The organism is Sphingomonas sp. OK281, from assembly GCF_900115295.1.
Taxonomy (GTDB): domain Bacteria; phylum Pseudomonadota; class Alphaproteobacteria; order Sphingomonadales; family Sphingomonadaceae; genus Sphingomonas.
The window spans coordinates 843,413-866,400 of record NZ_FOVZ01000001.1 but is presented as its reverse complement, the minus strand read 5'-3'; the positions used below and the strand labels follow the sequence as shown (position 1 = coordinate 866,400).

The window sequence follows — 22,988 nt, the reverse complement described above, 5'->3', positions numbered from 1 at the left end:
CCTTTTACTCACGGAATACCCCATGAAGAAGCTGATCGTCGCACCGCTCGCCGCCCTCGCGCTGGCGCACCCGTCCATCGCCGCCGCACCGCAGTTCCAGACCGCGGCGCCGATCGCCTACATGGAAGACCTTTCGTCGGGCGCCGTGCTGTTCGAGCGTGACGCCAATCGCCGCATGCCGCCGGCCTCGCTCGCCAAGATGATGACCGTCTATGTCGCGTTCGACATGGTCAAGAAGGGCGAACTGAAGCTCGACCAGATGATGCCGGTCCGCCCTGAGACCTGGGCGAAATGGCATGGTCCGTCCGCGGGTTCGACGATGTTCCTCTCGTCGGGTGAGAACGTCAGCGTCGCCAACCTGCTGTACGGCATCGTCACGCTGTCGGGCAACGACGCGTGCATCGTGCTCGCCGAGGGCATCTCCGGGTCGGAGCAGGCGTTCACCGAGCGGATGAACCGGAAGGCCGCCGAACTGGGTCTCAAGGACAGCCATTTCGGCACCGCGAACGGCTGGCCCGACAACGGCGTCACCTATGTCACCGCGCATGATCTGGCGCAGCTTGCCGCGGCGACGATCACCAACTACCCCGATCTCTACAAGCAATTCTATTCGAAGCGCGATTTCACCTGGGGCAAGACGATGGGCGGCAGCGCCATCACCCAGGCGAACCGCGACCCGATCCTCGGTCGCGTCGCCGGTGCCGATGGGCTGAAGACCGGCCACACTGAGGAAGCGGGCTACGGCTTCACCGGGTCCGCGATCCAGAACGGCCGCCGCTTGGTGATGGTCGTCGCCGGCCTGACCAGCGCCGGCCAGCGCGCGGAAGAGTCCGTCCGCTTCATGGAATGGGGCTTCCGCGCGTGGCAGTCGAAGCCGATCGTCGCAAAGGGCAAGAAGATCGAGACCGCAGCCGTCCAGATGGGCGACAGCTCGTCGGTCGGCCTCGTCGCCCCCAAGGCACTGACGGTGACGCTGCCCGCCGGCACCTCGCCGACCATGACCGCCAAAGTGGTCTATGACGGTCCGATCAAGGCGCCGATCAAGGCGGGCCAGCATATCGCCGATCTCGTCGTGACGACGTCCGACGGTCTTCAGCAGACGATGCCGCTGGTCGCCGAGAAGGATGTCGCGGTCGCTGGCTTCTTCGGTCGCGCATGGGCAGGGCTGACCGGCTTCTTCGGCTGATGACTTCGGCGCCGACGGCGTTGCCGGCATGACGCCGATCATCGGCAATACCGCCGCGCAGTCTGCCTTCATGGCGGCGATGCGCGGCGGTTCGCTGCATCACGCATGGCTGATCGCCGGACCGCAGGGCGTCGGAAAGGCGAGTTTCGCCCGCGCCGCAGCCATGCGGATGCTGGCGGACGCGGCCGAGCCCGATGGCGGCTCGACCGATCTTGCGGTTCCCGAGGGAAACAGGACGCGGTCGCTCATGGAGGCGGGGTCGCATCCCGACTTCCGCGTGCTGGCACGCCTGCCGAAGGATCCCGAGAAGCCCGACCAGGATCTCGCCCGCAGCATCACGATCGCGCAGGTCCGCACGCTGCAACCGTTGTTCGCGACCACGCCATCGATGAGCCCCCGCCGCGTGGTCGTGATCGATGCGATTGACGATCTGGAGCGGGGCGGGGCGAATGCGTTGCTCAAGAACCTAGAGGAACCCCCGGCCGGGACGATCTTCCTGCTTGTCAGCCATGCGCCAGGCCGATTGCTCCCCACGATCCGCTCGCGGTGCCGGCTACTCCGGTTCGAGGCGCTCTCGGACGGCGAGGTCGCGACCGCGATCCGGACGTTGCAGCCCGATGCGGACGAGAGCGAGGTCGCGGCGCTGGTTCGAGCCAGCGACGGCGCGCCCGGTCGCGCGCTCCGCTATGCCGGGCTCGACATTGCCGCAATCGACGATGCCATCGCCGCGATCGCGCAAGACGGCGACCGGGATAATGGACGCCGGCTGAAGCTGGCCAGGGCTCTGGGGCTCAAGACCGCGCAACCCCGTTACGAGGCGTTCCTAGACCGTGCCCCCGCGTTCATCGCCGATGCCGCACGGGCGCGGTCGGGGCCAGCGCTGCGATCCGCGCTCGACGCGCACGCCGCCGCGCGCGAACTGGCGGGGGCCGCGATCGGCCTGTCGCTCGATGCGCAGGCCACCGTGTTCGAGATGGCCGGGATCGTCGCGACATTACGCCACTGATCCGGCCGCGCAGGCTTCACCTGATCGGGGCGATGCTCTAGGAGCGCGGCATGGCCGACCCTTTCTATATCACCACCGCGATCCACTATCCCAATGGCCGTCCGCATATCGGCCATGCGTACGAGATGATCGCCGCCGATGCGATCGCGCGCTTCCAGCGCCAGGCGGGGCGTGACGTCCTGTTCCAGACCGGTACCGACGAACACGGTCTGAAGATGGTCCAGGCCGCGCGTGACCGCGACATGCCAGTGCGCGAACTTGCCAACGAAATGTCGTCGTATTTCCACGAGATGGCCGACCGTCTTGGCATCTCCTATGACCGGTTCATCCGCACCGTCGACGAGGATCATTACGCCGCGAGCGCCGCGATCTGGCAGGCGATGGCGGACGCAGGCGATCTGTATCTCGACCGCTACGAAGGCTGGTATTCGGTCCGCGACGAAGCGTTTTACGACGAGTCAGAGCTGACCGGGGAGGGCGACGATCGCCGCTCGCCGCAAGGCACGCCGGTCGAATGGACCGCGGAGGAGACCTGGTTCTTCCGCCTGTCGAAATATCAGCAGCCGTTGCTCGATCTCTTCGCCGCCAACCCCGATTTCATCCGCCCCGAAAGCCGCCGCAACGAAGTGATGCGCTTCGTCGAGGGTGGCCTAAAGGATCTGTCCGTTTCACGGACCAGCTTCGACTGGGGCGTGCCCGTACCCGGCAGCCCCGGCCACGTCATGTACGTCTGGGTCGATGCGCTTACCAACTACCTGACCGGGATCGGCTATCCCGACATGACCGGCGACAAGGCGAAATACTGGCCGGCGGATATCCATCTGATCGGCAAGGACATCGTCCGCTTCCACGCGGTCTATTGGCCCGCGTTCCTGCTCTCGGCGGGCATCCCGCTGCCCAAGAGCGTGTTCGGCCACGGCTTCCTTCTCACCCGCGGCGAGAAGATGTCGAAGTCGGTCGGCAACGTCGTCGATCCGATGGCGCTCGCGGATGCGTTCGGCGTCGATGCGCTGCGGTATTTCTTCCTTCGCGACGTAAGCTTCGGCCATGACGGCAGCTACTCGCCCGAGGCGATCGTGACGCGAGTCAACGCCGAGCTGGCGAATAGCTTCGGCAACCTTGCGCAGCGGACTTTGTCGTTCATCGCCAAGAACTTGGGCGGCGAATTTCCCACGGCTGGTACGGTTCAGGATGCCGACGGGATACTGATCGAGGAGGTCGTCGTCGCCTGTGCCGGGTTCAAGTCCGCCTTCACCGACCTCGCGCTATCGCAAGGCATCGAGGCGTGGATGCGCGGCGTGTTCGCGTGCAACCAGTATATCGATGCGCAGGCACCCTGGGCGCTGCGCAAGACCGATCCCGAGCGGATGAACGCGGTTCTTCGTACGCTGGTCCGCGCGATCCGCATGCTCGCGATCGCGATCCTGCCGGTAGTACCGGACTCCGCTGGGAAGGTGCTCGAGCAGATCGGCGCGACCGAGCGCGACCATGCCGCGATAGACGACGACGGCTGGTACGATCGTGTGGCGGCTTCCGACTTCCGGATCGCACCGCCGGCGCCCGTATTCCCGCGTCTCGAACTGCCTGCGGAGGCCTGATGCTCGCCGACAGCCATTGCCACCTGAACTACAAGGGCCTCGTCGAGGACCAGCAAGCGGTGCTCGCACGGGCCAGGGCGCGCGGCGTCACGGCGATGCTCAACATCTCCACGCGCGAGAGCGAATGGGACGATATCGTCGCCACCGCCGAGCGCGAGCCTGACGTCTGGGCAACGATCGGCATCCACCCGAACGAGGCTGACGTGTATCCCGACGTGGACGCCGCCAAGCTGATCGAGCGCGCCCGGCATCCACGCGTAGTTGGTCTAGGCGAAAGCGGCCTCGACTATTTCCGCGATACCTCGGACCGCGCCCGCCAGCAGGCGAGCTTCCGCGCACACATCGCCGCGTCGCGCGAGACTGGGTTGCCGATCGTCGTCCACACCCGCGACGCCGAGGACGATACTGCGGCGATCATGGCCGAGGAGATGGGGAAGGGGGCCTATCCCGGCGTCATCCACTGCTTCACCGCGAGTGGAGCTTTCGCCGACAAGGCGCTGGATATGGGGCTTTACATCTCGATCTCGGGGATCGTGACGTTCAAGAACGCGAGGGACCTTCAGGATACCGCCGCGCGCCTGCCGATCGAGCGACTGCTGATCGAGACCGACGCGCCGTTTCTCGCGCCGGTGCCGCATCGGGGCAAGACCGGCGAACCTGGGTTCGTGGCCGATACCGCGGCGTTTCTTGCCAACCTTCGCGGCGAAAATGTCGAGGAACTGTCGCGCCGTACGGCCGAGAACTTCCACACGCTGTTCGGCAAGACGCGGGTGTCAGGGGCAGCGGCATGAAGATCACGATCCTCGGCTCCGGCACATCCTCCGGCGTGCCGAGGATCGGCAACGACTGGGGCGAATGCGATCCGACCGAGCCGCGCAACCGGCGCACGCGTGCGTCCGCGATCGTCGAGCATGACGGTACGCGGATCCTGATCGATACAAGTCCCGACATGCGCGAGCAGTTGCTGGCAGCCGATGTCGACCGGGTCGATGCGGTGATCTGGACGCACGATCACGCCGATCATTGCCATGGCATCGACGATCTCCGCCAACTTTTTCATGCAGTCGGAGAGCCCGTTCGCGGCTACGCCCGGCCGTTCACGCTGGCAGCGCTGGACGCGCGCTTTACCTACGCTTTTCACGGTCGCCCCGGCTATCCGCCGACGATCGCCGCCGAAGTCCTGCCTGATCGGTTAACGATCGGCGGGATCGATATTTCGGTGACCGACCAGCCGCACGGTAGTATCCATGCCGCCGGCCTGCGGTTCGAGGCAGCCGGAGTCTCAATCGGATACGCGACCGATTTCAACCTGATGACCGACGACATGGCCAGCCTGTATCAGGATCTGGACATCTGGGTAGTCGACGCGCTCCGCCGGCGACCGCATCCAACGCACATGGAACTTCCCGCCGTGCTTGCTTGGGTGGAGCGCCTGACGCCGAAGCGGACCGCGTTGATCCATATGGACAACACGATGGATTATGCGACGTTGCGTCATGAACTGCCGAGCGGCGTCGAGCCTGGCTATGACGGGCTGATCCTGATCGCATGACCGACGACCGCGCAGCCCAGTTTGCGCTGTACGCAGTCATGCTGATCCTGCCGCTGTCGGCTTTGGTCGCGCGCCGATTGCCGTTGAAGCTGGTGCTGAAGATGGCGCTGGCCTGGGTCGCGATCTTCGCGATCGGCCTGCTGATCGCGAGCCAGCGGGATCGGCTGTCTGGCTTGAAGTCCATGTTTTCCGATCAGCAGGTGAGCGGAACCGAAACTCGGATTCGCATGGCGGACGACGGGCATTTCTGGGCGGATGTCGATATCGACGGTGTCCGCCGCCGGATGCTGATCGATAGCGGGGCGACGACGACTGCCTTGTCGGCTGCAACGGCCAAGGCTGCCAGCCTGGACAGCGACGAAAGCCCGTTTCCAGCGATCATCGAGACCGCCAACGGTACGGTAACGGCGCGCACCGCGACCGCCAAGAGCGTGACGATCGGCACTGTCACCGCAACCAACCTCGGCATCGTCACGTCGCCGGCGTTCGGCGAGACCGACGTGATCGGCATGAACTTCCTATCGAGGCTGGGATCGTGGCGGGTCGAGAATGCCACGCTCGTTCTCACACCGACCAGGCAGTAGATTTTACATAATATATATTATCGATCTAACATCATCTTTTAGATCGCACGCTATCAATCGGAGTTCCTGATGATCGAACGGCTCGTTTCCATCATGGCGCGACTGCGTCATCCGGTCGAAGGTTGCGAATGGGATCGCGTTCAAACCTGGTCGACCATCGCGCCCTACACGATCGAGGAAGCCTATGAGGTCGCCGACGCGATTGCGCGCGATGACCCGGCGGACCTCAAGGACGAACTCGGCGACCTGTTGCTCCAGGTGGTGTTCCACAGCCGTATCGCCGAGGAGTCCGGCGCGTTCACCTTGGCTGATGTCGTCGCCGCCATCAGCGACAAGATGGAGCGTCGTCATCCTCACATATTCGGCGACGCAACCTCCTCGCCAGGTTGGGAAACGATCAAGGCCGCCGAGCGCGCGGAGAAGTCCGATCACAGCGCTCTCGCCGGCGTGGCGATCGGCCTGCCCGCCTTGGCTCGCGCGGAAAAATTGCAGAAGCGTGCCGCGCGCGTCGGCTTCGACTGGCCGGATGCGGCTGGGCCTCTCGCCAAGATTGTCGAGGAAATAGAAGAGGTTCGCGAGGCCGGTTTAGACACGGTAGAAGAGGAAATCGGCGACCTGCTGTTTGCCGTAACCAACTGGGCGCGGCATCTCGGTGTCGATCCCGAAGCTGCGCTCAGGGCCGGCAACGCCAAGTTCGAAGCACGTTTCCGGGCAATAGAGGCCGATGGCGGCGACGCGTTCGCCGCCATGACACTCGATCAGAAGGAAGCGCTATGGCAGGCGGTCAAGCATCGCGGCGGCTGAATCGGTCGTAGTCGGTCTCGGACAGCCGGACATCGTAGGTCGTATCGAGCTCGTCGCTGACGCTGCCCAGCACTTCGCCGTGCGCATGGAGCCACGCCGCCCCCGCTCCGTCGCTCGCCTCGATCGTGATGCTATAGCGTCGATGGGCGCCGGTCAGCTTCGCCGCCACCTGCTCGACGAGATGTTGGACCCCTTCCCCGCTGAGCGCCGAGATAGCCACGACATCGTCACGATGCGCTGCCTGCCCGGCGATCTCGTCATGCGTGTCGGCATCGAGAAGATCGAGCTTGTTCCATACTTCGAAGCGCGGCGTGTTTTCATCGACGCCGATCTCCGCGAGCACGGTCTCGACATCGACCCGTTGGGCTTCGGAATCAGGGTGTGCGATGTCGCGGATATGGACGAGCAGGTCGGCCGACACCACCTCCTCCAGCGTCGCCTTGAACGCCGCGACAAGCTGCGTCGGCAGGTCAGAGACGAACCCGACCGTGTCCGATAGGATCGCCTTGTCGATGCCGGGTAGCTGGATCTGCCGCAGCGTCGGATCCAGCGTCGCGAACAGCAGGTCCTCCGCCATCACGTCGGCACCGGTCAGCCGGTTGAACAGCGTCGACTTGCCCGCATTGGTATAGCCCACCAGTGCAATCACCGGCCAGGGCGCGCGCTGACGGCGTTCGCGGTGAAGTCCCCGCGTGCGACTGACCTGCTCCAGCTCGCGCTTGAGCCGGGCCATACGGTCGCGGATCAGACGACGATCCGCCTCGATCTGCGTTTCGCCCGGGCCACCGAGGAAGCCGAAGCCACCCCGCTGACGCTCGAGATGCGTCCAACTGCGGACCAGACGCCCTGCCTGATAGTCGAGATGCGCGAGTTCGACCTGCAATCGGCCTTCGGCAGTCGCCGCACGCTCGCCGAAGATCTCGAGGATCAGTCCGGTCCGGTCGATGACCTTGGTTTCGAGCGCTTTTTCCAGATTACGCTGCTGGATCGGAGTAAGGCTCGCATCGAACACGACGAGCCCCGCCTCCTCCATCCGCACCTGCGTTGCGAGCAGTTCGACCTGCCCGCTTCCGATCAACGTCGCCGGCTTGGCCTGCCGCACGCGATAGGCAATTCGTTCGACGACCTCCACGCCGATCGCCGCCGCGAGTCCTGCGGTCTCTTCCAGGCGCGCATCGACGTCACGCGTCGCGTCGCCTTGGTCGGGAAGCACGACAATAGCGCGCGCGCCACGCGTGAATTCGCCCCGGTCGCGTTCGAAACCACTACTCAATCGTCATCGTCCGATTCATCCGTGTCGGTAGGCTCTTCGGCAAGATTCAGCGGGCGCGCCGGCTGGATCGTCGAGACAGCGTGCTTGTAGACGAGTTGCGCCATACCCTCGCGCTGCAGCAGCATGCAGAACAGGTCGAACCCTGCGATCTGACCCTGCAGCATGACGCCGTTGATCAGGAACATCGTCACGCTGTCTTCGGATTTGCGTACCGCGTTGAGAAAGATATCCTGCAACAACGGATGCTTCTTCTGGTTTTCTCCCACAGCGTCGACGATAGCCGACACATCCATGGGGCCAGCAGGCATGATCGTCGAGATCGCATGCTTGTAGATCAGCTGCGACTGGCCATCGCGGCGAAGCAGAACGGAGAAATTGTCGAACCATGTAACGATGCCCTGGAGCTTGACGCCCTTGACGAGGAACATGGTGACCGGCGTCTTGGAGCGCCGGAGTGCGTTCAGGAACAGATCCTGAAGCGAGCCTGGTTTATCGGCCAATGGGATAACCCTTTGTTTTTGGCGGGACTTTGCCCGCGAGGCGCCGTTTCCCGGCGTCGGAGATGCACCCGATTGCCGGGTGCGGTACTGATCTATGATCGCCGCCCTCCTATATCCAGAGGGCGGCAAAATTGCGGCGTCTATTCTTCGCGTGTTTCGGTGATGCCGAGCAGCTTGAGCTTCCGATGCAACGCCGATCGCTCCATGCCGATGAAACTAGCCGTTCGCGAGATATTGCCGGAAAACCGTCGGATCTGGACACGGAGATATTCACGCTCGAATGTCTCGCGCGCCTCCCGCAGCGGCGACCCCATGATCGCGGTTCCTCCGGCCGCGCCCATGTCGCCCTGATCGCCCAGCACTTCCGCAGGCAGCAGGTCCAGGTCGATCCGGCCGATGCGGTCACCCGGCGCGAGGATGATCGTCCGTTCGACGACGTTGCGTAGCTGGCGGACGTTGCCCGGCCAATCATAGGATTGCAGCGCGACCATCGCATCGGGTGCGATTTCCGGCGTCGGGACACGACGTTCGGACGCGTAATGCGCGATGAAATGCTGGACCAGCGCGGGAATGTCCTCGCGGCGATCGGACAATGGCGGGATCGTCACTGGGACGACGTTGAGGCGGTAGTACAGGTCCTCGCGGAACCGGCCCTCGGCTATCTCGAACACAAGGTCGCGGGCCGTTGCCGAGACGACGCGAACGTCGACCTTGACGACCCGCGTGCCACCGACACGCGTGAAACTCTGGTCGGTCAGCGCGCGCAGTATCCGGGCCTGGGTCGTAATCGGCATGTCCGCGATCTCGTCGAGGAACAACGTGCCGCCATGTGCCTGCTCGAACAGGCCTGGCCGGACGAGATCGCCCGCCTCCTCGACGCCGAACAACTCCTCGTCGACGCGTTCGGGGGTCATCCGCGCGGCACTGACGACGATGAACGGCGCGTCCGTCCGGAGGCTCCAGCCATGCAGCAGGCGAGCGGCGACTTCCTTGCCAACGCCGGCCCCACCCATGATCAGCACGCGGCTGCCGGTTGCGGCAACGCGCTTCAATGTCGCTCGAACGCCGTTGATGGAGCCCGAACTGCCGGTCAGGTCGGTCTCGCGCCCTACCGTAGCCCGCAACGTCGCAACCTCGCGACGCAGCCGTTCGGTCTCCGTGGCCCGCGCTACCATCAACAACAGCCGTTCGGCCTCGAACGGCTTTTCGATGAAATCGGACGCACCGCGCCGGATCGCCGCAACGGCGGTATCCAGGTTGCCGTGGCCGGAGATCACCAGCACCGGAATGGACGGATCGCGACGCTTGATCTCGTCGAGCAGTTCGAGCCCGTCGAGCCGCGATCCCTGGAGCCAGACGTCGAGGAGCACCAACGATGGACGTCGCGCCGCGATCGCCTCCAGCGCGGAATCACTGTCGCCAGCGTCGCGAGTGTCATAACCCTCGTCCTCCAGGACGCCGGCGACCAGTTCGCGAATGTCACGTTCGTCGTCCACGACGAGAATATCGAGCGCCATCAAATCATGTCCGGTTACGAGTCATGGTGGCGAGTTGGCCGTCCCCTGCCCCTTCGGGTAGCGGCCCTTTCGCGTCGAGCCCCCCTTGGTCGTACCCTCCCTGATCGAGGGCCGCCAACGCCTTGGCATCGAAGATCATGGTGACGAGCGTGCCACCACCGGGGCGATCGGTAAATCCGATCGTTCCGCAATGTTCCTCGATGATCTTCTTGACGATGGCAAGTCCGAGACCCGTACCACGGGCTCGTGTCGTCACATAGGGTTCCATGATCCTGTCGCGATCGACGGGCAGCCCCACGCCAGTATCCGCCACCGCGATCGTTACGCTCCGCCCAGGATCCTGGCTCAGCGTCATCGTCACCGAACCCCCAGGTTCACCCCTGGTTTCAATGGCTTCGACAGCGTTCTTGACGATGTTGGTCAGCGCCTGGCCGATCTGTCGACGGTCGCAGATGAGAGTCATGCCAGGATCGTCGTTGACCAGCTGGAAGCCGATCGTCGGGTGCGCCACTTCGTGTAGGAAAAGTGCCTGTCGCGCCGCATCTACCAGGGATTCCTCGCGGAACACCGGTTTCGGCATCCGTGCGAACGACGAGAACTCGTCGACCATCCGACGCAGGTCGCCAACCTGCCGAATGATCGTGTCGGTCAGCCGCGAGAAGGTGCCGTCCTGCATCTCGGCCTTGGCACCATAACGGCGTTGCAGGCGCTCGGCAGCGAGTTGAATCGGCGTCAGCGGGTTCTTGATCTCGTGCGCGATCCGGCGTGCGACGTCGGACCATGCCGCGCGGCGCTGATCGAGCAATTGCTGCGTGATGTCGTCGAACGTCAGAATCGGTCCTGTGGCGGGCCGCGCGATGCGCACCGCCAACGTACGGACGTCCCCGCCCTGCCCGACCTCGACGATCGCCTCGCGATCGCCCCCGTCGAGCATCGCATCGAGTTCGGGCGCGATATCGACCAGACGACGACCGACCAGCCCGCCGGCATCGGTTCCGAGCAACGTCGTCGCGGAGTCGTTGGCGATCGTGATCGTTCGCTCGCGCCCGGTCGCGACGACACCGGCCGAAACACCGGCCATGACCGCCTCGATCAGCGCACGGCGGCTTTCCAACTGGCCGTTCGCGGTGACAAGTTCGGTATTCTGTTCCTCGAGCCGCCCGGTCATCTGGTTGAAGGCGTTGGCCAGCGTGCCGACCTCGTCGCGACTGCGCGGATCCGGGACGCGCGCGGTCAAGTCACCCGCGGCGACGCGGCGAGCCGCATCGACAAGCTCGCCGACCGGCCGCACCAGACGATCGGCAACGGCCAGGGCGATCCATACCGCGATACCCACGATCAGCAGCGATATCAGCAGCAGTGCCGCATTGAAGCGCAATTGCAGGCTGCGCGATCGGGCGAGGAGGGATCGGTAACTCTTCAGGACTTCGTTCGCGCGGGTCGTCTGCTCGGACAGTAATTTCGTATCCTCGACACGGCCCGCGTACAGGAACAGCTCGTCCGATCCTGGCAGCATCGTGATCGTCTGGATGCGATCACCAGTTACCGCGAGGACTGCGCTCTTGCCCGACCGTAGCTCGGCGATCGCCTTGGGCGTGACGCGGCGCGTAAAGTCGATCTCATAAGGGTTGACGATCGCGAGCGTCTGGATCCCTTGCTGCGGGGACACCTTGAACAAGGCCGCCTCGGACAGGCTGCGGTAATAAACCTGCTGGTAGAACCAGCCCGAAAAGTCCGGGCTCTCCAGCGAGCGCTCGCGAAAATACGCAGACATGTCGCTCGCCATCGTCACGGTCGCTTCCTGCCACCGGTTGAGCTGGCGCCCGTAGGATGACTGGGCCAGCCCTGTGGCGTTCTCGAGCATCCCGCGCGCCTGATCGGAGTACCAGAACTGTACCCCGTACTGGAACAGCAATGACGCGAAGATCGTCACCAGCAGCATCGGGACCGCAGCGACGAGGGAGAACAACGCGACGAGCCGGACGTGGAGCCGCCCTCCGCCACCGACGGGCGAGCGAGCCGCACGCCGCATCGCCACGCGTCTACCCAGAAGCATGAGCAGCGCGATGCCCGGAACGAGATTGGCGACCAGAAGCAGCGCGACCAGCGGGGGCGCGAGCAGGCGTTGCGGCGCGTCGGTTCCGGTAATGACGAAGTAGCTCGCAACGCCAATCGCGATCGCGACGCCCAGTACGAGCGCCTCGACTGCAGGCGTCACTGCAAACCGGTTTGCGGGCCCGTCATCATCCATCGGTAGCGTCGCGGAAGCGATCATCGTTGCCCCGATACAACGTCGACCGTTGCCGCGAAACCACATAATGACAGAATTACCGTCGTTCCGGTTCGTTTGCGCGGTGCGCGTCGCTGCCGATCGTCTGGCCGCCGATGTCGATGCCGAGCGTATCCAGGCGCTTGCGCAGGGTATTGCGGTTGATTCCCATCGCGCGGGCGGCGCGGAGCTGGTTCTGACCGTGACGCGCCAGCATCGCCTCGATCAAGGGCCGCTCGACTTCGTCGATCACACGGTCGTAGAGCGTGCCGTTGTCGAGCGCTGCCGGATCCTCGCGTGCGATCCGCTCGATCATCGCGCGGACCGCCTGTCCGATGTTCAGGTCGACCGGGTCGGCAAGGCTCGTCTGCCTGCCGAGCATGGCACGGATCGCATCCGCATCGATGACCTCGTCGCGTGACAGGACGGCCAGTCGCCGCATGAGGTTCTCGAGCTCGCGTACGTTGCCGGGCCAGTCGTGCCCGCCAAGGGCGGTGACCGCATCGCTCGCAAGCTGCCGGCGCGGAAGGCCCTGGGCCGCTGCGTGGTCGAGGAAATGGCGGGCCAGCAGCGCGATGTCCTGTCGACGCTCGCGCAACGCCGGCAGCATGATCGGTACCACGTTGAGGCGATAGAAGAGGTCCTCGCGAAACTGCCCGGTCGCGACGTGTGCGGCGAGGTCGCGGTTGGTGGCGGCGACGATGCGGACGTCGACTCGGATCGTGCGGGCACCCCCGACGCTGGTGAATTCGCCGGACTGGAGTACGCGGAGCAGGCGGGTCTGCGCCTCCATCGGCATGTCGCCGATCTCGTCGAGGAACAACGTGCCGCCCGACGCCTGCTCGAATCGCCCGGCGTTGCGCGTCGCCGCGCCGGTGAACGCGCCGCGCTCATGCCCGAACAGCTCGGCCTCGATCAGTTCGCGTGGGATCGCCGCCATGTTGATCGCGACGAACGGCGCGGTGCTACGAGGACCCAGATCGTGGATCGCGCGCGCGACGAGTTCCTTGCCGGTCCCCGATTCGCCCGAGATCAGCACGGTCAGGTCGTTCGAGACGACGCGCGCGATGATCCGGTACACATCCTGCATCGCCGCCGAGCGACCGATCAGCGGGAGCGCGCGGTCCTCGTCGTGGAGCGCGTCCTCCGACACCATGCCGCCGCGCGCAAGGGCGCCGGTCACCGCGCTGGTCAGCACGTCGAGATCGAACGGCTTCGGCAGATATTCGTACGCGCCGACTTCCGCCGCGCGGACCGCGGTGGTCAGCGTGTTCTGCGCGGACAGGACGATGATCGGCAGCAGGGGGAAGCGCGCGGCGACGCTGCGGACGTGATCGATGCCGTCCCCGTCGGGAAGTATCACGTCGGTAATCAACACGTCGGGGACCGACGAGGCGAGCGCGCGTTCGAGCTGGGCGAGACTGTCGGCGACGGTAACCTCATGCCCCGCCCGGCGAAGCGCCTGCCCGACGACGGTCCGGATCGCGGCGTCGTCGTCGACGACCAGCACGGTGCTCATGACGCGGCTCGCGGGAGCAGCAGGCGGAGGACGGTCATTTCAGGCGTACCTTCCCGGGCGTATTGAACGATGCCGCCCATGTCTCGCGTGAGTTTGTCGACGAGCGCGAGGCCTAGCCCCTGCCCTTCGCGCCGACCGGACACGAACGGATCGAACAGGTGATCGGCTATGTCTGCGGGGGCACCGGGGCCGTTGTCGAAGACGCAGATCTCGATCGGCAGCGGCAGCCGCGGCTTGCCCGGCGCAGAACTGACGGTGATGCCGTGGCGATAGGCGGTAGTCAGAACGATCCGGGGTTCGCGTTCGTTTCGAACCGCTTCGCGCGCGTTCTTGAGCAGGTTTATGACGATCTGGAGCAGCGCGTCGCGGTTAATTTGCGCGGGCGGCAGCGACGGATCGAAGCGCTCCTCGATCGCGATGCCGCGTGCAAACCCGGCCAGCGCGAGACGGCGGGCATGACCCAGCAGCGGGTAGATGTTCTCGCTGGCGAGCGGCAGCGGTCGCGTGTCGCTGAAATCCTGCATCCGGTCGATCAACGCGGCGATGCGGTCGACCTCGGTGACGATGAGCGTGGTGAGTTCGCCCGCGCCGAGCAACTGCGCCGCACCACGAATGCCCGACAGCGGGTTCTTAATCTCGTGCGCCAGCATCGCCGCTGCACCGACCGCCGCCCTCGCCCCCGCTGCGCGATCCGCCGAATGCCCGAGCCGCCGAGAGGTCGCCGCGGCATGCAGCGTGATCGCCCGCCAGCCGGGATAGTCGGCGATCTGCGTCTCGGCGAAATCGACGCGCAGCTTGACGCCACGCGCGGTCGATATCTCGGTGTCGTAGACGGCCAGGCCATGGCCGTCGCGGTTGCGCGGGTCGTCTGGCGGCGGGATGATCGCATCGAGCGGCTGGCCGATCATCAGCCGTTCGGAAAGGTTCAGCAACTGTTCGGCAAGCGCATTGGCATGCGCGACGCGGTGGTTTGGATCGACGACGACGACCGCGACCGGGAGCGCGGCGAACAGCTCCGCGAAACCCGGCCGCACGCGAGAGCGCGTGTCAGGCTGCTGCAAGGTCGCGCCAGGGAGCGTAGAACTCGGCAAGCATCGCCTTGACCTGCTTGGGATCTGGAACCTGGTTCACCTTGTTGCGGAACTCGGCCGAACCGGGCAGCCCCTTGGTGTACCAACCGATGTGCTTCCGCGCCATGTTGACGCCGGTCTCGATCCCGTAATGTTCGAGCATCGCCTCGTAATGCCCTGCGATCGCGTCATATTGCTCGGTGATCGATGGATCCTCAATACGACGACCGGTGGCGAACCACTCCATCACCTGGCCGAGCACCCAGGGGCGGCCATAGGAACCGCGACCGATCATCAGGCCATCTGCGCCCGACTGGTCCATCGCAGCCTCGGCGTCCTCGATCGTGCAGATGTCGCCGTTGACGATCACCGGGACTGTTACCGCGTCCTTGACCTTACGAACGAAGCCCCAGTCGGCGCTGCCCTTGTACATCTGGTTGCGCGTGCGGCCGTGGACGGTGATCAGCTTGATGCCGAGGTCCTCGGCGATCCGCGCGAGATCGGGCGCGTTGAGGCTGTCGTGGCACCAACCCATCCGCATCTTGAGGGTCACCGGCACGTCGACCGCCTTGACGGTGGCGTCGATGATCGCGCTGGCAAGCTTCGTGTCGCGCATCAGTGCCGAGCCAGCATCGCCGTTGACGACTTTCCGCACGGGGCAGCCCATGTTGATGTCGATGATCGCCGCGCCGCGATCCTGGCTGAGCTTCGCGGCCTCGCCCATCTCGTAGGGGGTGCAGCCGATCAGCTGCATCGACACCGGCTCCTCGAGCCGATCCCACGCTGCCTTCTGCAACGACTGGCGCGTCTCGCGAATCGCCGCCTGGCTGGCTACCATCTCGGTAACGTTGAGGCCCGAGCCATAGCGTCGCACCAGCGTGCGGAACGGCATGTCGGTGACGCCGGTCATCGGCGCGAGCACGACGGGGCTTTCGATCCGGACGGGACCGATCTGGATAGGGGCAAGGTTACGCATGAATGTGCCTGAAAAAGAGGCATACCTTTACCCTACCTGGCCAATTCAGGCAAGGCTGGCGAGCGAACGGACGACGCGCTAGGTGGCAGGCATGGCATCAGCACAGCGTATCGTCGCGATCATCGTCGCCGCCGGAACTGGCGCGCGTGCGGGTGGATCGGTCCCCAAGCAGTTCGCGCTGATCGCTGGTCAGCCGATGATTGCCTATTCCCACGACGCGTTCGTGACGCATCCGGCGATCGCCGAAACGATCGTTGTCATCGCAGACGGGCAGCAGGCCTTGGCAATCGCAGCGCTGGGGGACGCGTCGATCGTGGTGGGCGGAACCACGCGACGCGAATCGGTGACCAACGGCCTCGCGGCGGTCGGCGACGCGACGCACGTACTGATCCACGATGCCGCCCGCCCCTTCCTGTCGCATGCGGTCATCGATTCGCTCGTCGCCGCCTTGAAGACCCGGGACGCGGCCATTCCGGTGCTGCCGGTGACCGATACGCTCGCCCGCGGCAGCGTCCTGCTCGGCGATATCGTGCCGCGCGCGGACCTCAACCGGGTGCAGACTCCCCAGGCGTTCGCCGTGGAGGCACTGCGCGCCGCGCATGCCGTCTGGCCCGCGGACGAAGAAGCGACCGACGACGCGCAGATGGTGCGACGGCTTGGCGTCGGCGTCGCGTTGGTGCAGGGCTCGGCGATGCTCGAGAAAGTCACGCACCCAGAAGATTTCGCGGCCGCCGAAGCGCGTGTCGCGTACGAGACCCGTACCGCGATGGGCTTCGACGTCCACCGCCTCGAAACCGGCGAGGAGCTCTGGCTCGGCGGCGTCCTGATTCCGCACGACAAGGGGCTATCGGGGCATAGCGACGCCGACGTCGCGCTCCACGCGCTGACCGATGCGCTGCTCGGCACGATCGCGGCCGGCGATATCGGCACGCATTTCCCGCCGAGCGACCCGCAGTGGAAGGGCGCCGACTCCGCGCAGTTCCTCCAGCATGCCGCCAAGCTGATCGCCGACAAGCGCGGCCGGATCGATTTCGTCGACCTGACGATCATGTGCGAGGCGCCGAAGATCGGCCCGCATCGCGCGGCGATGACCGCACGGATCGCCGATCTGCTCGGGCTTTCGCTCGACCGGGTCAGCGTCAAGGCGACCACCACCGAACGTCTCGGCTTCACCGGGCGCGGTGAGGGTATCGCCGCGCAGGCCGTGGCGACCGTCCGCGTTCCCGGATCGTCCTTGTGAAGATTGCGGCAACGCTCGCTGCGATCGCGCTCCTGGCCAGCCCCGCGGTCGCGCAACCGCGATGCATCACGGGCCCCGAGGCCGAATCGCTCACGCTCGTGGCGATGCCCGACATCCTCCGCGAAACCGGCCGCGTCTGTGCGGCACAGCTTCCCGCCAGAAGCCTCATCCGGTCACAGTCGAGCGCACTGATCGACCGTTATCAGATCGAGTCGGACCGGGCATGGCCGGCAGCGCGTGCTGCGATCGTCAAACTCAGCGATCCCGCCGTCGACGCGATGCTCGATTCGGAGTTTGCACGACCGTTGCTGACGACGTTGCTGGTACCGCAGATCGTCGGGCGGATCGCGACGCGCGATTGCGGGACGATCGACCGGATGGTGACGCTGCTCCAGCCCTTGCCACCGCGCAACACCGCGGGCATCGTCGTCGAGACGTTGCGGTACCTCAAATCCCAGAAGTCGCGCAGCGGTGATATCGCCGCGGTGGCGATGCTGCTCTGCCCGGTGGAGACACGCTGATGGATACGATCCTTCCCGCCGAACTGGTCGACGCCGCACGAAAGGTGGTCGAACAGAACCGCGCGATCGGCCGCAGGGTCGCGGTCGCGGAAAGCTGCACCGGCGGACTCGTCGCTGCCGCATTGACCGAGATTCCCGGATCGTCCGACGTGTTCGAGGTCGGCTTCGTCACTTATTCGAACGCCGCCAAGCTCGGCGTGCTGAAGATCAGCTCGGACGTGCTCGAAACGTTCGGTGCGGTCTCGATCGCCGTTGCCTGGAGCATGGCGCAGGCCGCGCTCAAGCAGTCGGGCGCGGACATCGCCGTCGCTATTACCGGCGTAGCAGGGCCCGGTGGTGGTTCGCTGAAGAAACCGGTCGGCACCGTCGTGTTCGGCCGCGCGGAGAAGGGTCGCGACCCTTCCGACGTTCACGCCGATCGCAAGGACTTCGGCGATCTCGGCCGCGGTGGGATCCGGCTTCAGGCTGCGTTGTGCGCGCTCGAGCTCTTGCTGCCCGACGCATCGGCCCCGGAAATCTCGGCACCGTAAAGCTCTGCGGCGCGCGTCTCGAACGCACCGATCATCTTCCGTAACGCAACGCCGAACACCTGCCCGGCGATCATCTCGAACATCCGGTTCTTGAACGCGAAATCGACGGTGAAATCGACCGCGCAGCCCTGTGGCTCAGGCCGGAAATGCCATTCGTTGCGCAGATATTTGAGCGGGCCGTCCACGTAATCGACATTCAGTTCGCTCGGCCGGACCTTCTGCACGCGCGACGTGAACGTCTCGCGCAAACCCTTGAAGCCGACGATCATGTCGGCGAGCGTTTCCGTCTCGCTGTTCGAGCGTACCCGCATCGCGCTGACCCAGGGCAGGAACTCGGAATAGCGGCCGACGTCGGCCACCAAATCGAACATCTGCTCCGGCGTGTAAGGCAAATGGCGCGTTTCCGAATGCTTCGGCATCAGATGCGCGCAACGCCTAGCTTGATATCACGGTTCGCGCGCAACCGTTCGAAGTCATCGCCCGCGTGATAGCTGGACCGGGTCAGCGGCGACGACGCGACCAGCAGGAAGCCCTTCGCACGCGCGATCGAGGCATAGGCATCGAACGCCTTGGGTGGCACGAACTCGGCGACCTTGGCATGGCGCGGCGTCGGCTGGAGATACTGGCCCATCGTCAGGAAATCGATATCGGCGCAGCGCATGTCGTCCATCACCTGATGAATCTCGAGCCGCTCCTCGCCAAGCCCGAGCATCACACCAGACTTGGTGAAGATCGAGGGATCGTGCTTCTTTACGCTCTCCAACAGCCGCAACGACGCATAGTAGCGCGCACCGGGCCGGATCGTAGGGTAGAGCCGCGGCACCGTCTCGAGGTTGTGATTGTAGACGTCGGGCCGCGCCTCGACGATTGACTCGATCGCGGCCTGCGCCTTGTTGCGGAAGTCCGGGGTCAGGATCTCGATCGTCGTGGTCGGGTTCGACGCGCGGATCGCCTGGATGACCTTCACGAACTGCGACGCGCCGCCATCGGGCAGGTCGTCACGATCGACCGAGGTGATGACGATGTGGTTCAGGCCCATCTGCGCGGCCGCATCCGCGACATTCTGCGGCTCCATGCGATCGACCGCGCGCGGCATGCCGGTCTTGACGTTGCAGAACGCGCACGCCCGCGTGCAGGTATCGCCGAGGATCATGACCGTCGCGTGCTTCTTCGACCAGCACTCGCCGATGTTGGGGCACGCCGCCTCTTCGCACACCGTGGTGAGGCTTTTCGAGCGCATCAACTCACGGGTCTTTGCGAAGCCAGCGGAGGTCGGCGCCTTGACGCGGATCCAGTCGGGCTTGCGCGCACGGACCGGCGCAGCCATCGGGGTCATGTCGTTCATGCACGCCAGATAGCCCCGCGCTGCCGCTGAGACAATGGTGGCGGGCCATGTCGGCGGGTTGGAACCATCGGACGAACCGGATAAAATCATGGAACCAGTTCCAACATGACAAGTTTGTCATGTTGCATCGCAAACTGATATGGAAGGCTAACCGTGCCAACTCACTTTCCGGAAATGATCGAAGGCTATCACCGCTTTAAGGACGGTCCCTGGGAGGAGCAGCGCGAGCGCTGGAAGGAATTGCAGGACGGCCAGAGCCCCAAGGTGATGATCATCGCCTGCTCGGACAGCCGCGTCGAACCCGCACAGATCTTCGATACTCTGCCGGGCGAAGTCTTCGTCGTACGCAACGTGGCAAATCTCGTGCCTCCGTTCGAGACCGGTGGCGGCCATCACGGTGTCTCCGCGGCGATCGAGTTCGCCGTCACGCAGTTGAAGGTCGAAGAGATCGTCGTGATGGGCCACGAGAAATGCGGTGGCTGCAAGGCTGCCCTCACCCAGGCGTTCGCCGATGCCGAGCGCGGTGCAGGTGGCTTTGTCTCCGATTGGGTCAGCCTGCTAGACGGCGCACGCGAGAAAGTCGTCGCGAAATACGGCGACAGTGAACAGGCCGGTCGCGAGATGGAACTCGAGTCCGTCCGCACCTCGATTGCGAATCTGCGGACGTTCCCGTTCGTGACCGAAGCCGAAGCCGCCGGCAAGCTGGCCTTGCGCGGCGCCTATTTCGGTATCGACAAGGGCCAGATGCTGTTGCTCAACGAGGATGACGAATTCATCCAGGCCGAGGCAGCAGAGGCCAAGTCCGCGAAAGCCTGACGCGTCAGCGAAGGCCCAGCGCCTTCTCCGCCACCTTCTTGACCTTCGGGTCGAGGGGTGGCGGCACCATCGATACGCCGGCTTCGAGGCGGTCCGCTATCAGCGTCAGCGCTGCGATCCGGGCCGCCTTCTTGTCGTTACCGTCTATGACGGTCCATGGCGCGGTCGCGGTGTCGGTGCGCGCGAACATCTCTGCCATCGCCTCCAGATACTCTTCGCGCCGCGACCGGTTGTGGAAATCGTCAAGCCCGGTCTTCCAATGCTTCCACGGATCGTCGAGCCGCGCCGTCAATCGCCGGTCCTGCTCCTTCTGCGTGGTGTGGATGAACAGCTTGATGAGGGTGGTGCCGCTCTCGACCTGCTGCGCTTCGAACGCGTTGATCTCGTCGTAGCCGTGACGCCATTCGGTCTCGCTGGCGAACCCTTCGACTCGCTCGACCAGCACCCGGCCGTACCAGCTGCGATCGAACACCGCGATGTTGCCGTTGGCCGGCAACCGGTTCCAGAAGCGCCACAGAAAATGATGCGCCTTCTCGTCCGCGGTCGGCGCCGAGATCGGCCAGACCTTGTAGTTGCGCGGGTCCCATTCGGCCGACAGGCGCTGGATGATGCCGCCCTTACCTGCCGCATCCCAGCCTTCGAACATCACGATCGCGCGCGTGCCGCCGACGATATGCGCCACCTGGATATGTTCGAGCCGCTTCTGGAGCGCAGCCAAGTCGTGCTTGTACTTGCCGTCATACTCTTCACCGTCTTCGTAGTCGGCCAGATGTATCGTCATGCGTTGCGCTCCATCACCCACGTCCCATTACCCTGCGTTGGGCGCGACCGCCTTCGTCACGTCCTTCGGGCCATCGACCGTCAACCGGATGTTCAGTTCCTTCAGCTGCTTGGCGCTGACCGGGCTCGGCGCGCCCATCATCAAATCCTCGGCCTTCTGGTTCATCGGGAACAGCACGACCTCACGGATGTTAGGTTCGCCCGCGAGCAGCATCACCATCCGGTCGATCCCCGGTGCCGAGCCGCCATGCGGCGGTGCGCCGACCTTGAACGCGTTGATCATGCCGGCGAAGTTCGTGTCGACGTCGGCCTGCGTGTAGCCGGCGATCTCGAACGCCTTGTACATGATCTCCGGACGGTGGTTCCGGATCGCGCCCGACGACAGCTCGACGCCGTTGCAGACGATATCGTACTGATAGGCGAGGATATCGAGCGGATCCTTGTTTTCCAGCGCGTCCATCTCGCCCTGCGGCATCGAGAACGGGTTGTGGCTGAAGTCGACCTTCTTCGCGTCCTCGTCATATTCGAACATCGGGAAGTCGACGATCCAGCAGAACTCGAACCGGTTCTCGTCGATCAGGCCGAGGTCGGCGCCGATCCGCGCGCGGGCAGCGCCCGCGAGCTTCGAGGCGGGCAGTTCCTTACCGGCGGCGAAGAAGATGCCGTCGTTCGGACCGAGACCCATTTCGGCGATCAGCTTCCGCGTGGCTTCCTCGCCGTGGTTCTTGGCGATCGGGCCGCCGAGTTCGCCGTTCTTCTGCGTGATATAGCCGAGCCCGGCATGTCCTTCCGCGCGCGCCCAGTCGTTCATGTCGGTGAAGAACTTGCGGCTTTTGTCGGCGGTGTTCGGCGCGGGGATGGCGCGGACCACGTCACCGCCGGCGACGATTCCCGCAAACAGGCCGAAGCCCGAATCGACGAAGTGATGGCCGACGTTGTGGATCAGGATCGGGTTGCGCAGGTCGGGCTTGTCGCTGCCGTATTTCAGCATCGATTCGCGGTAGGGGATGCGCTTGAACGGCAATGCCGAGACCTGACGACCCTTGCCCTGCCAGTCGGCGAACTCCTCGAACACGCCGTGCAGGACGGGCTCGATCGCATTGAACACGTCGTCCTGCGTGACGAAGCTCATCTCGAAATCGAGCTGGTAGAATTCGCCCGGCGAGCGATCGGCGCGCGCGTCCTCGTCGCGGAAGCACGGCGCGATCTGGAAATAGCGGTCAAAGCCCGCAACCATCAGGAGCTGCTTGAACATCTGCGGCGCCTGCGGGAGCGCGTAGAACTTGCCCGGATGAACGCGGCTAGGCACCAGATAATCGCGCGCACCTTCGGGCGACGATGCGGTCAGGATCGGCGTCTGGAATTCGGTGAACCCTTGCGAATTCATCCGATTGCGCAGCGACGTTATCACCTGGCTGCGGAGCATGATGTTGGCGTGCAGCCGCTCGCGACGCAGGTCGAGATAACGATAGCGCAGGCGGATATCCTCGGGATACTCGGCCTCGCCGGCGACCGGCATCGGCAACTCGCCCGCCATCGACTGGACGGTCGCGGCGGTCGCGCGGATCTCGATCCCGCCGGTCGGCAGGTTCGGGTTCACGGCTTCCGGCGCACGTGCGGTCACCTTGCCGGTGATCGTGACAACGCTTTCGCTCTTCAGTCCCTCGATGACCTTGAAGACCGGACCGCTGACGTCGGTGACGATCTGCGTGATGCCGTAGTGATCGCGCAGATCGATGAAGACGAGGTCGCCGTGATCGCGCTTCTTGTGGACCCAGCCGGAGACGCGGACCTCTTCGCCGACCTGTTCGGGGCGGAGGGCGGCGCAGGTGTGGGTGCGATAGGCGTGCATAATGGGTCTTCTCGGACGATAAACAGGTGCCTCGCGCTTCCCTTCCCTTC

The 22,988-nt window shown here is 64.8% G+C and carries 22 protein-coding genes; 11 read left to right on the top strand and 11 right to left on the bottom strand.

What is annotated here, in order from left to right; translation table 11 throughout:
• The first annotated feature begins 22 nt into the window (after window positions 1–22).
• From BM244_RS04040 to mazG, 7 genes are all read left to right on the top strand, one after another.
• Window positions 23–1,186 carry a D-alanyl-D-alanine carboxypeptidase family protein gene (locus BM244_RS04040; protein WP_093397523.1) on the top strand — a complete coding sequence of 388 codons (1,164 nt, stop codon included), beginning with the start codon at window positions 23–25 and terminating at the stop codon, window positions 1,184–1,186.
• Window positions 1,187–1,214: 28 nt separating this feature from the next.
• Complete coding sequence (locus BM244_RS04035; RefSeq protein ID WP_093397522.1) at window positions 1,215–2,192, top strand: AAA family ATPase; 978 nt, start codon at window positions 1,215–1,217, stop codon at window positions 2,190–2,192.
• 50 nt (window positions 2,193–2,242) lie between these two features.
• Window positions 2,243–3,790, top strand: coding sequence for a methionine--tRNA ligase (metG, locus tag BM244_RS04030; protein ID WP_093397520.1), 1,548 nt, complete (start codon window positions 2,243–2,245; stop codon window positions 3,788–3,790).
• On the top strand, window positions 3,790–4,581 hold the full coding sequence (locus BM244_RS04025) for a TatD family hydrolase (RefSeq protein ID WP_093397519.1): 792 nt from the start codon (window positions 3,790–3,792) through the stop codon (window positions 4,579–4,581). Before metG ends, BM244_RS04025 begins: the two co-directional genes overlap by 1 nt.
• Window positions 4,578–5,342 carry an MBL fold metallo-hydrolase gene (locus BM244_RS04020; RefSeq protein WP_093397517.1) on the top strand — a complete coding sequence of 255 codons (765 nt, stop codon included), beginning with the start codon at window positions 4,578–4,580 and terminating at the stop codon, window positions 5,340–5,342. The genes BM244_RS04025 and BM244_RS04020 overlap by 4 nt, the downstream gene beginning before the upstream one ends.
• On the top strand, window positions 5,339–5,926 hold the full coding sequence (locus tag BM244_RS04015) for a retropepsin-like aspartic protease family protein (protein ID WP_093397516.1): 588 nt from the start codon (window positions 5,339–5,341) through the stop codon (window positions 5,924–5,926). Before BM244_RS04020 ends, BM244_RS04015 begins: the two co-directional genes overlap by 4 nt.
• Window positions 5,927–5,995: 69 nt before the next feature.
• The gene (mazG, locus tag BM244_RS04010) at window positions 5,996–6,730 is read left to right on the top strand and encodes a nucleoside triphosphate pyrophosphohydrolase (protein ID WP_093397514.1); all 735 of its coding nucleotides are present in this window, start codon (window positions 5,996–5,998) and stop codon (window positions 6,728–6,730) included.
• Here mazG and hflX read toward each other — a convergent pair.
• From hflX to dusB, 7 genes are read right to left on the bottom strand one after another with little or no spacing between them, the layout of a single operon-like run.
• On the bottom strand, window positions 6,711–8,003 hold the full coding sequence (hflX, locus tag BM244_RS04005) for a GTPase HflX (protein ID WP_093397513.1): 1,293 nt from the start codon (window positions 8,001–8,003) through the stop codon (window positions 6,711–6,713). The genes mazG and hflX overlap by 20 nt on opposite strands.
• The gene (hfq, locus tag BM244_RS04000) at window positions 8,000–8,632 is read right to left on the bottom strand and encodes an RNA chaperone Hfq (protein ID WP_302847238.1); all 633 of its coding nucleotides are present in this window, start codon (window positions 8,630–8,632) and stop codon (window positions 8,000–8,002) included. Before hfq ends, hflX begins: the two co-directional genes overlap by 4 nt.
• A gap of 11 nt (window positions 8,633–8,643) precedes the next feature.
• A complete protein-coding gene (locus tag BM244_RS03995) occupies window positions 8,644–10,020 on the bottom strand; it encodes a nitrogen assimilation response regulator NtrX (protein WP_093397511.1) in 1,377 nt (458 codons plus the stop codon).
• 4 nt (window positions 10,021–10,024) lie between these two features.
• On the bottom strand, window positions 10,025–12,295 hold the full coding sequence (locus tag BM244_RS03990) for a sensor histidine kinase (protein ID WP_093397510.1): 2,271 nt from the start codon (window positions 12,293–12,295) through the stop codon (window positions 10,025–10,027).
• A 52-nt stretch (window positions 12,296–12,347) separates the two neighbouring features.
• Window positions 12,348–13,808, bottom strand: a complete 1,461-nt coding sequence (ntrC, locus tag BM244_RS03985; protein WP_093397508.1) for a nitrogen regulation protein NR(I) — start codon at window positions 13,806–13,808, stop codon at window positions 12,348–12,350.
• Entirely contained in the window at window positions 13,805–14,842 is a 1,038-nt protein-coding gene (locus BM244_RS03980) for a two-component system sensor histidine kinase NtrB (protein WP_254784256.1), read from the bottom strand. Before BM244_RS03980 ends, ntrC begins: the two co-directional genes overlap by 4 nt.
• Before the next feature lie 13 nt (window positions 14,843–14,855).
• On the bottom strand, window positions 14,856–15,854 hold the full coding sequence (gene dusB, locus BM244_RS03975) for a tRNA dihydrouridine synthase DusB (protein WP_093397505.1): 999 nt from the start codon (window positions 15,852–15,854) through the stop codon (window positions 14,856–14,858).
• 91 nt (window positions 15,855–15,945) lie between these two features.
• Here dusB and BM244_RS03970 point away from each other — a divergent pair, with 91 nt between their 5' ends.
• Genes BM244_RS03970 through BM244_RS03960 form a run of 3 tightly spaced genes read left to right on the top strand, consistent with a single transcriptional unit; the run spans window position 15,946 to window position 18,145 of the window.
• A complete protein-coding gene (locus tag BM244_RS03970) occupies window positions 15,946–17,094 on the top strand; it encodes a bifunctional 2-C-methyl-D-erythritol 4-phosphate cytidylyltransferase/2-C-methyl-D-erythritol 2,4-cyclodiphosphate synthase (protein ID WP_093397503.1) in 1,149 nt (382 codons plus the stop codon).
• The gene (locus tag BM244_RS03965; RefSeq protein WP_093397502.1) at window positions 17,091–17,615 is read left to right on the top strand and encodes a hypothetical protein; all 525 of its coding nucleotides are present in this window, start codon (window positions 17,091–17,093) and stop codon (window positions 17,613–17,615) included. The genes BM244_RS03970 and BM244_RS03965 overlap by 4 nt, the downstream gene beginning before the upstream one ends.
• Window positions 17,615–18,145 carry a CinA family protein gene (locus tag BM244_RS03960; RefSeq protein WP_093397500.1) on the top strand — a complete coding sequence of 177 codons (531 nt, stop codon included), beginning with the start codon at window positions 17,615–17,617 and terminating at the stop codon, window positions 18,143–18,145. The genes BM244_RS03965 and BM244_RS03960 overlap by 1 nt, the downstream gene beginning before the upstream one ends.
• Here BM244_RS03960 and BM244_RS03955 read toward each other — a convergent pair.
• Both BM244_RS03955 and lipA read right to left on the bottom strand, forming a co-directional pair.
• Entirely contained in the window at window positions 18,076–18,564 is a 489-nt protein-coding gene (locus BM244_RS03955) for a type II toxin-antitoxin system RatA family toxin (protein WP_093397498.1), read from the bottom strand. The two genes, BM244_RS03960 and BM244_RS03955, sit on opposite strands and share 70 nt — an antisense overlap.
• Entirely contained in the window at window positions 18,564–19,490 is a 927-nt protein-coding gene (lipA, locus tag BM244_RS03950) for a lipoyl synthase (RefSeq protein ID WP_093397496.1), read from the bottom strand. The genes BM244_RS03955 and lipA overlap by 1 nt, the downstream gene beginning before the upstream one ends.
• Before the next feature lie 174 nt (window positions 19,491–19,664).
• Here lipA and BM244_RS03945 point away from each other — a divergent pair, with 174 nt between their 5' ends.
• Window positions 19,665–20,306 carry a carbonic anhydrase gene (locus tag BM244_RS03945; protein WP_093397495.1) on the top strand — a complete coding sequence of 214 codons (642 nt, stop codon included), beginning with the start codon at window positions 19,665–19,667 and terminating at the stop codon, window positions 20,304–20,306.
• A 4-nt stretch (window positions 20,307–20,310) separates the two neighbouring features.
• Here the strand turns inward: BM244_RS03945 and BM244_RS03940 are convergent, their stop codons facing one another.
• A complete protein-coding gene (locus BM244_RS03940) occupies window positions 20,311–21,087 on the bottom strand; it encodes a polyphosphate kinase 2 family protein (RefSeq protein WP_093397493.1) in 777 nt (258 codons plus the stop codon).
• Window positions 21,088–21,114: 27 nt separating this feature from the next.
• Complete coding sequence (gene aspS, locus BM244_RS03935) at window positions 21,115–22,938, bottom strand: aspartate--tRNA ligase (RefSeq protein WP_175518037.1); 1,824 nt, start codon at window positions 22,936–22,938, stop codon at window positions 21,115–21,117.
• Between the last annotated feature and the right edge of the window lie 50 nt (window positions 22,939–22,988).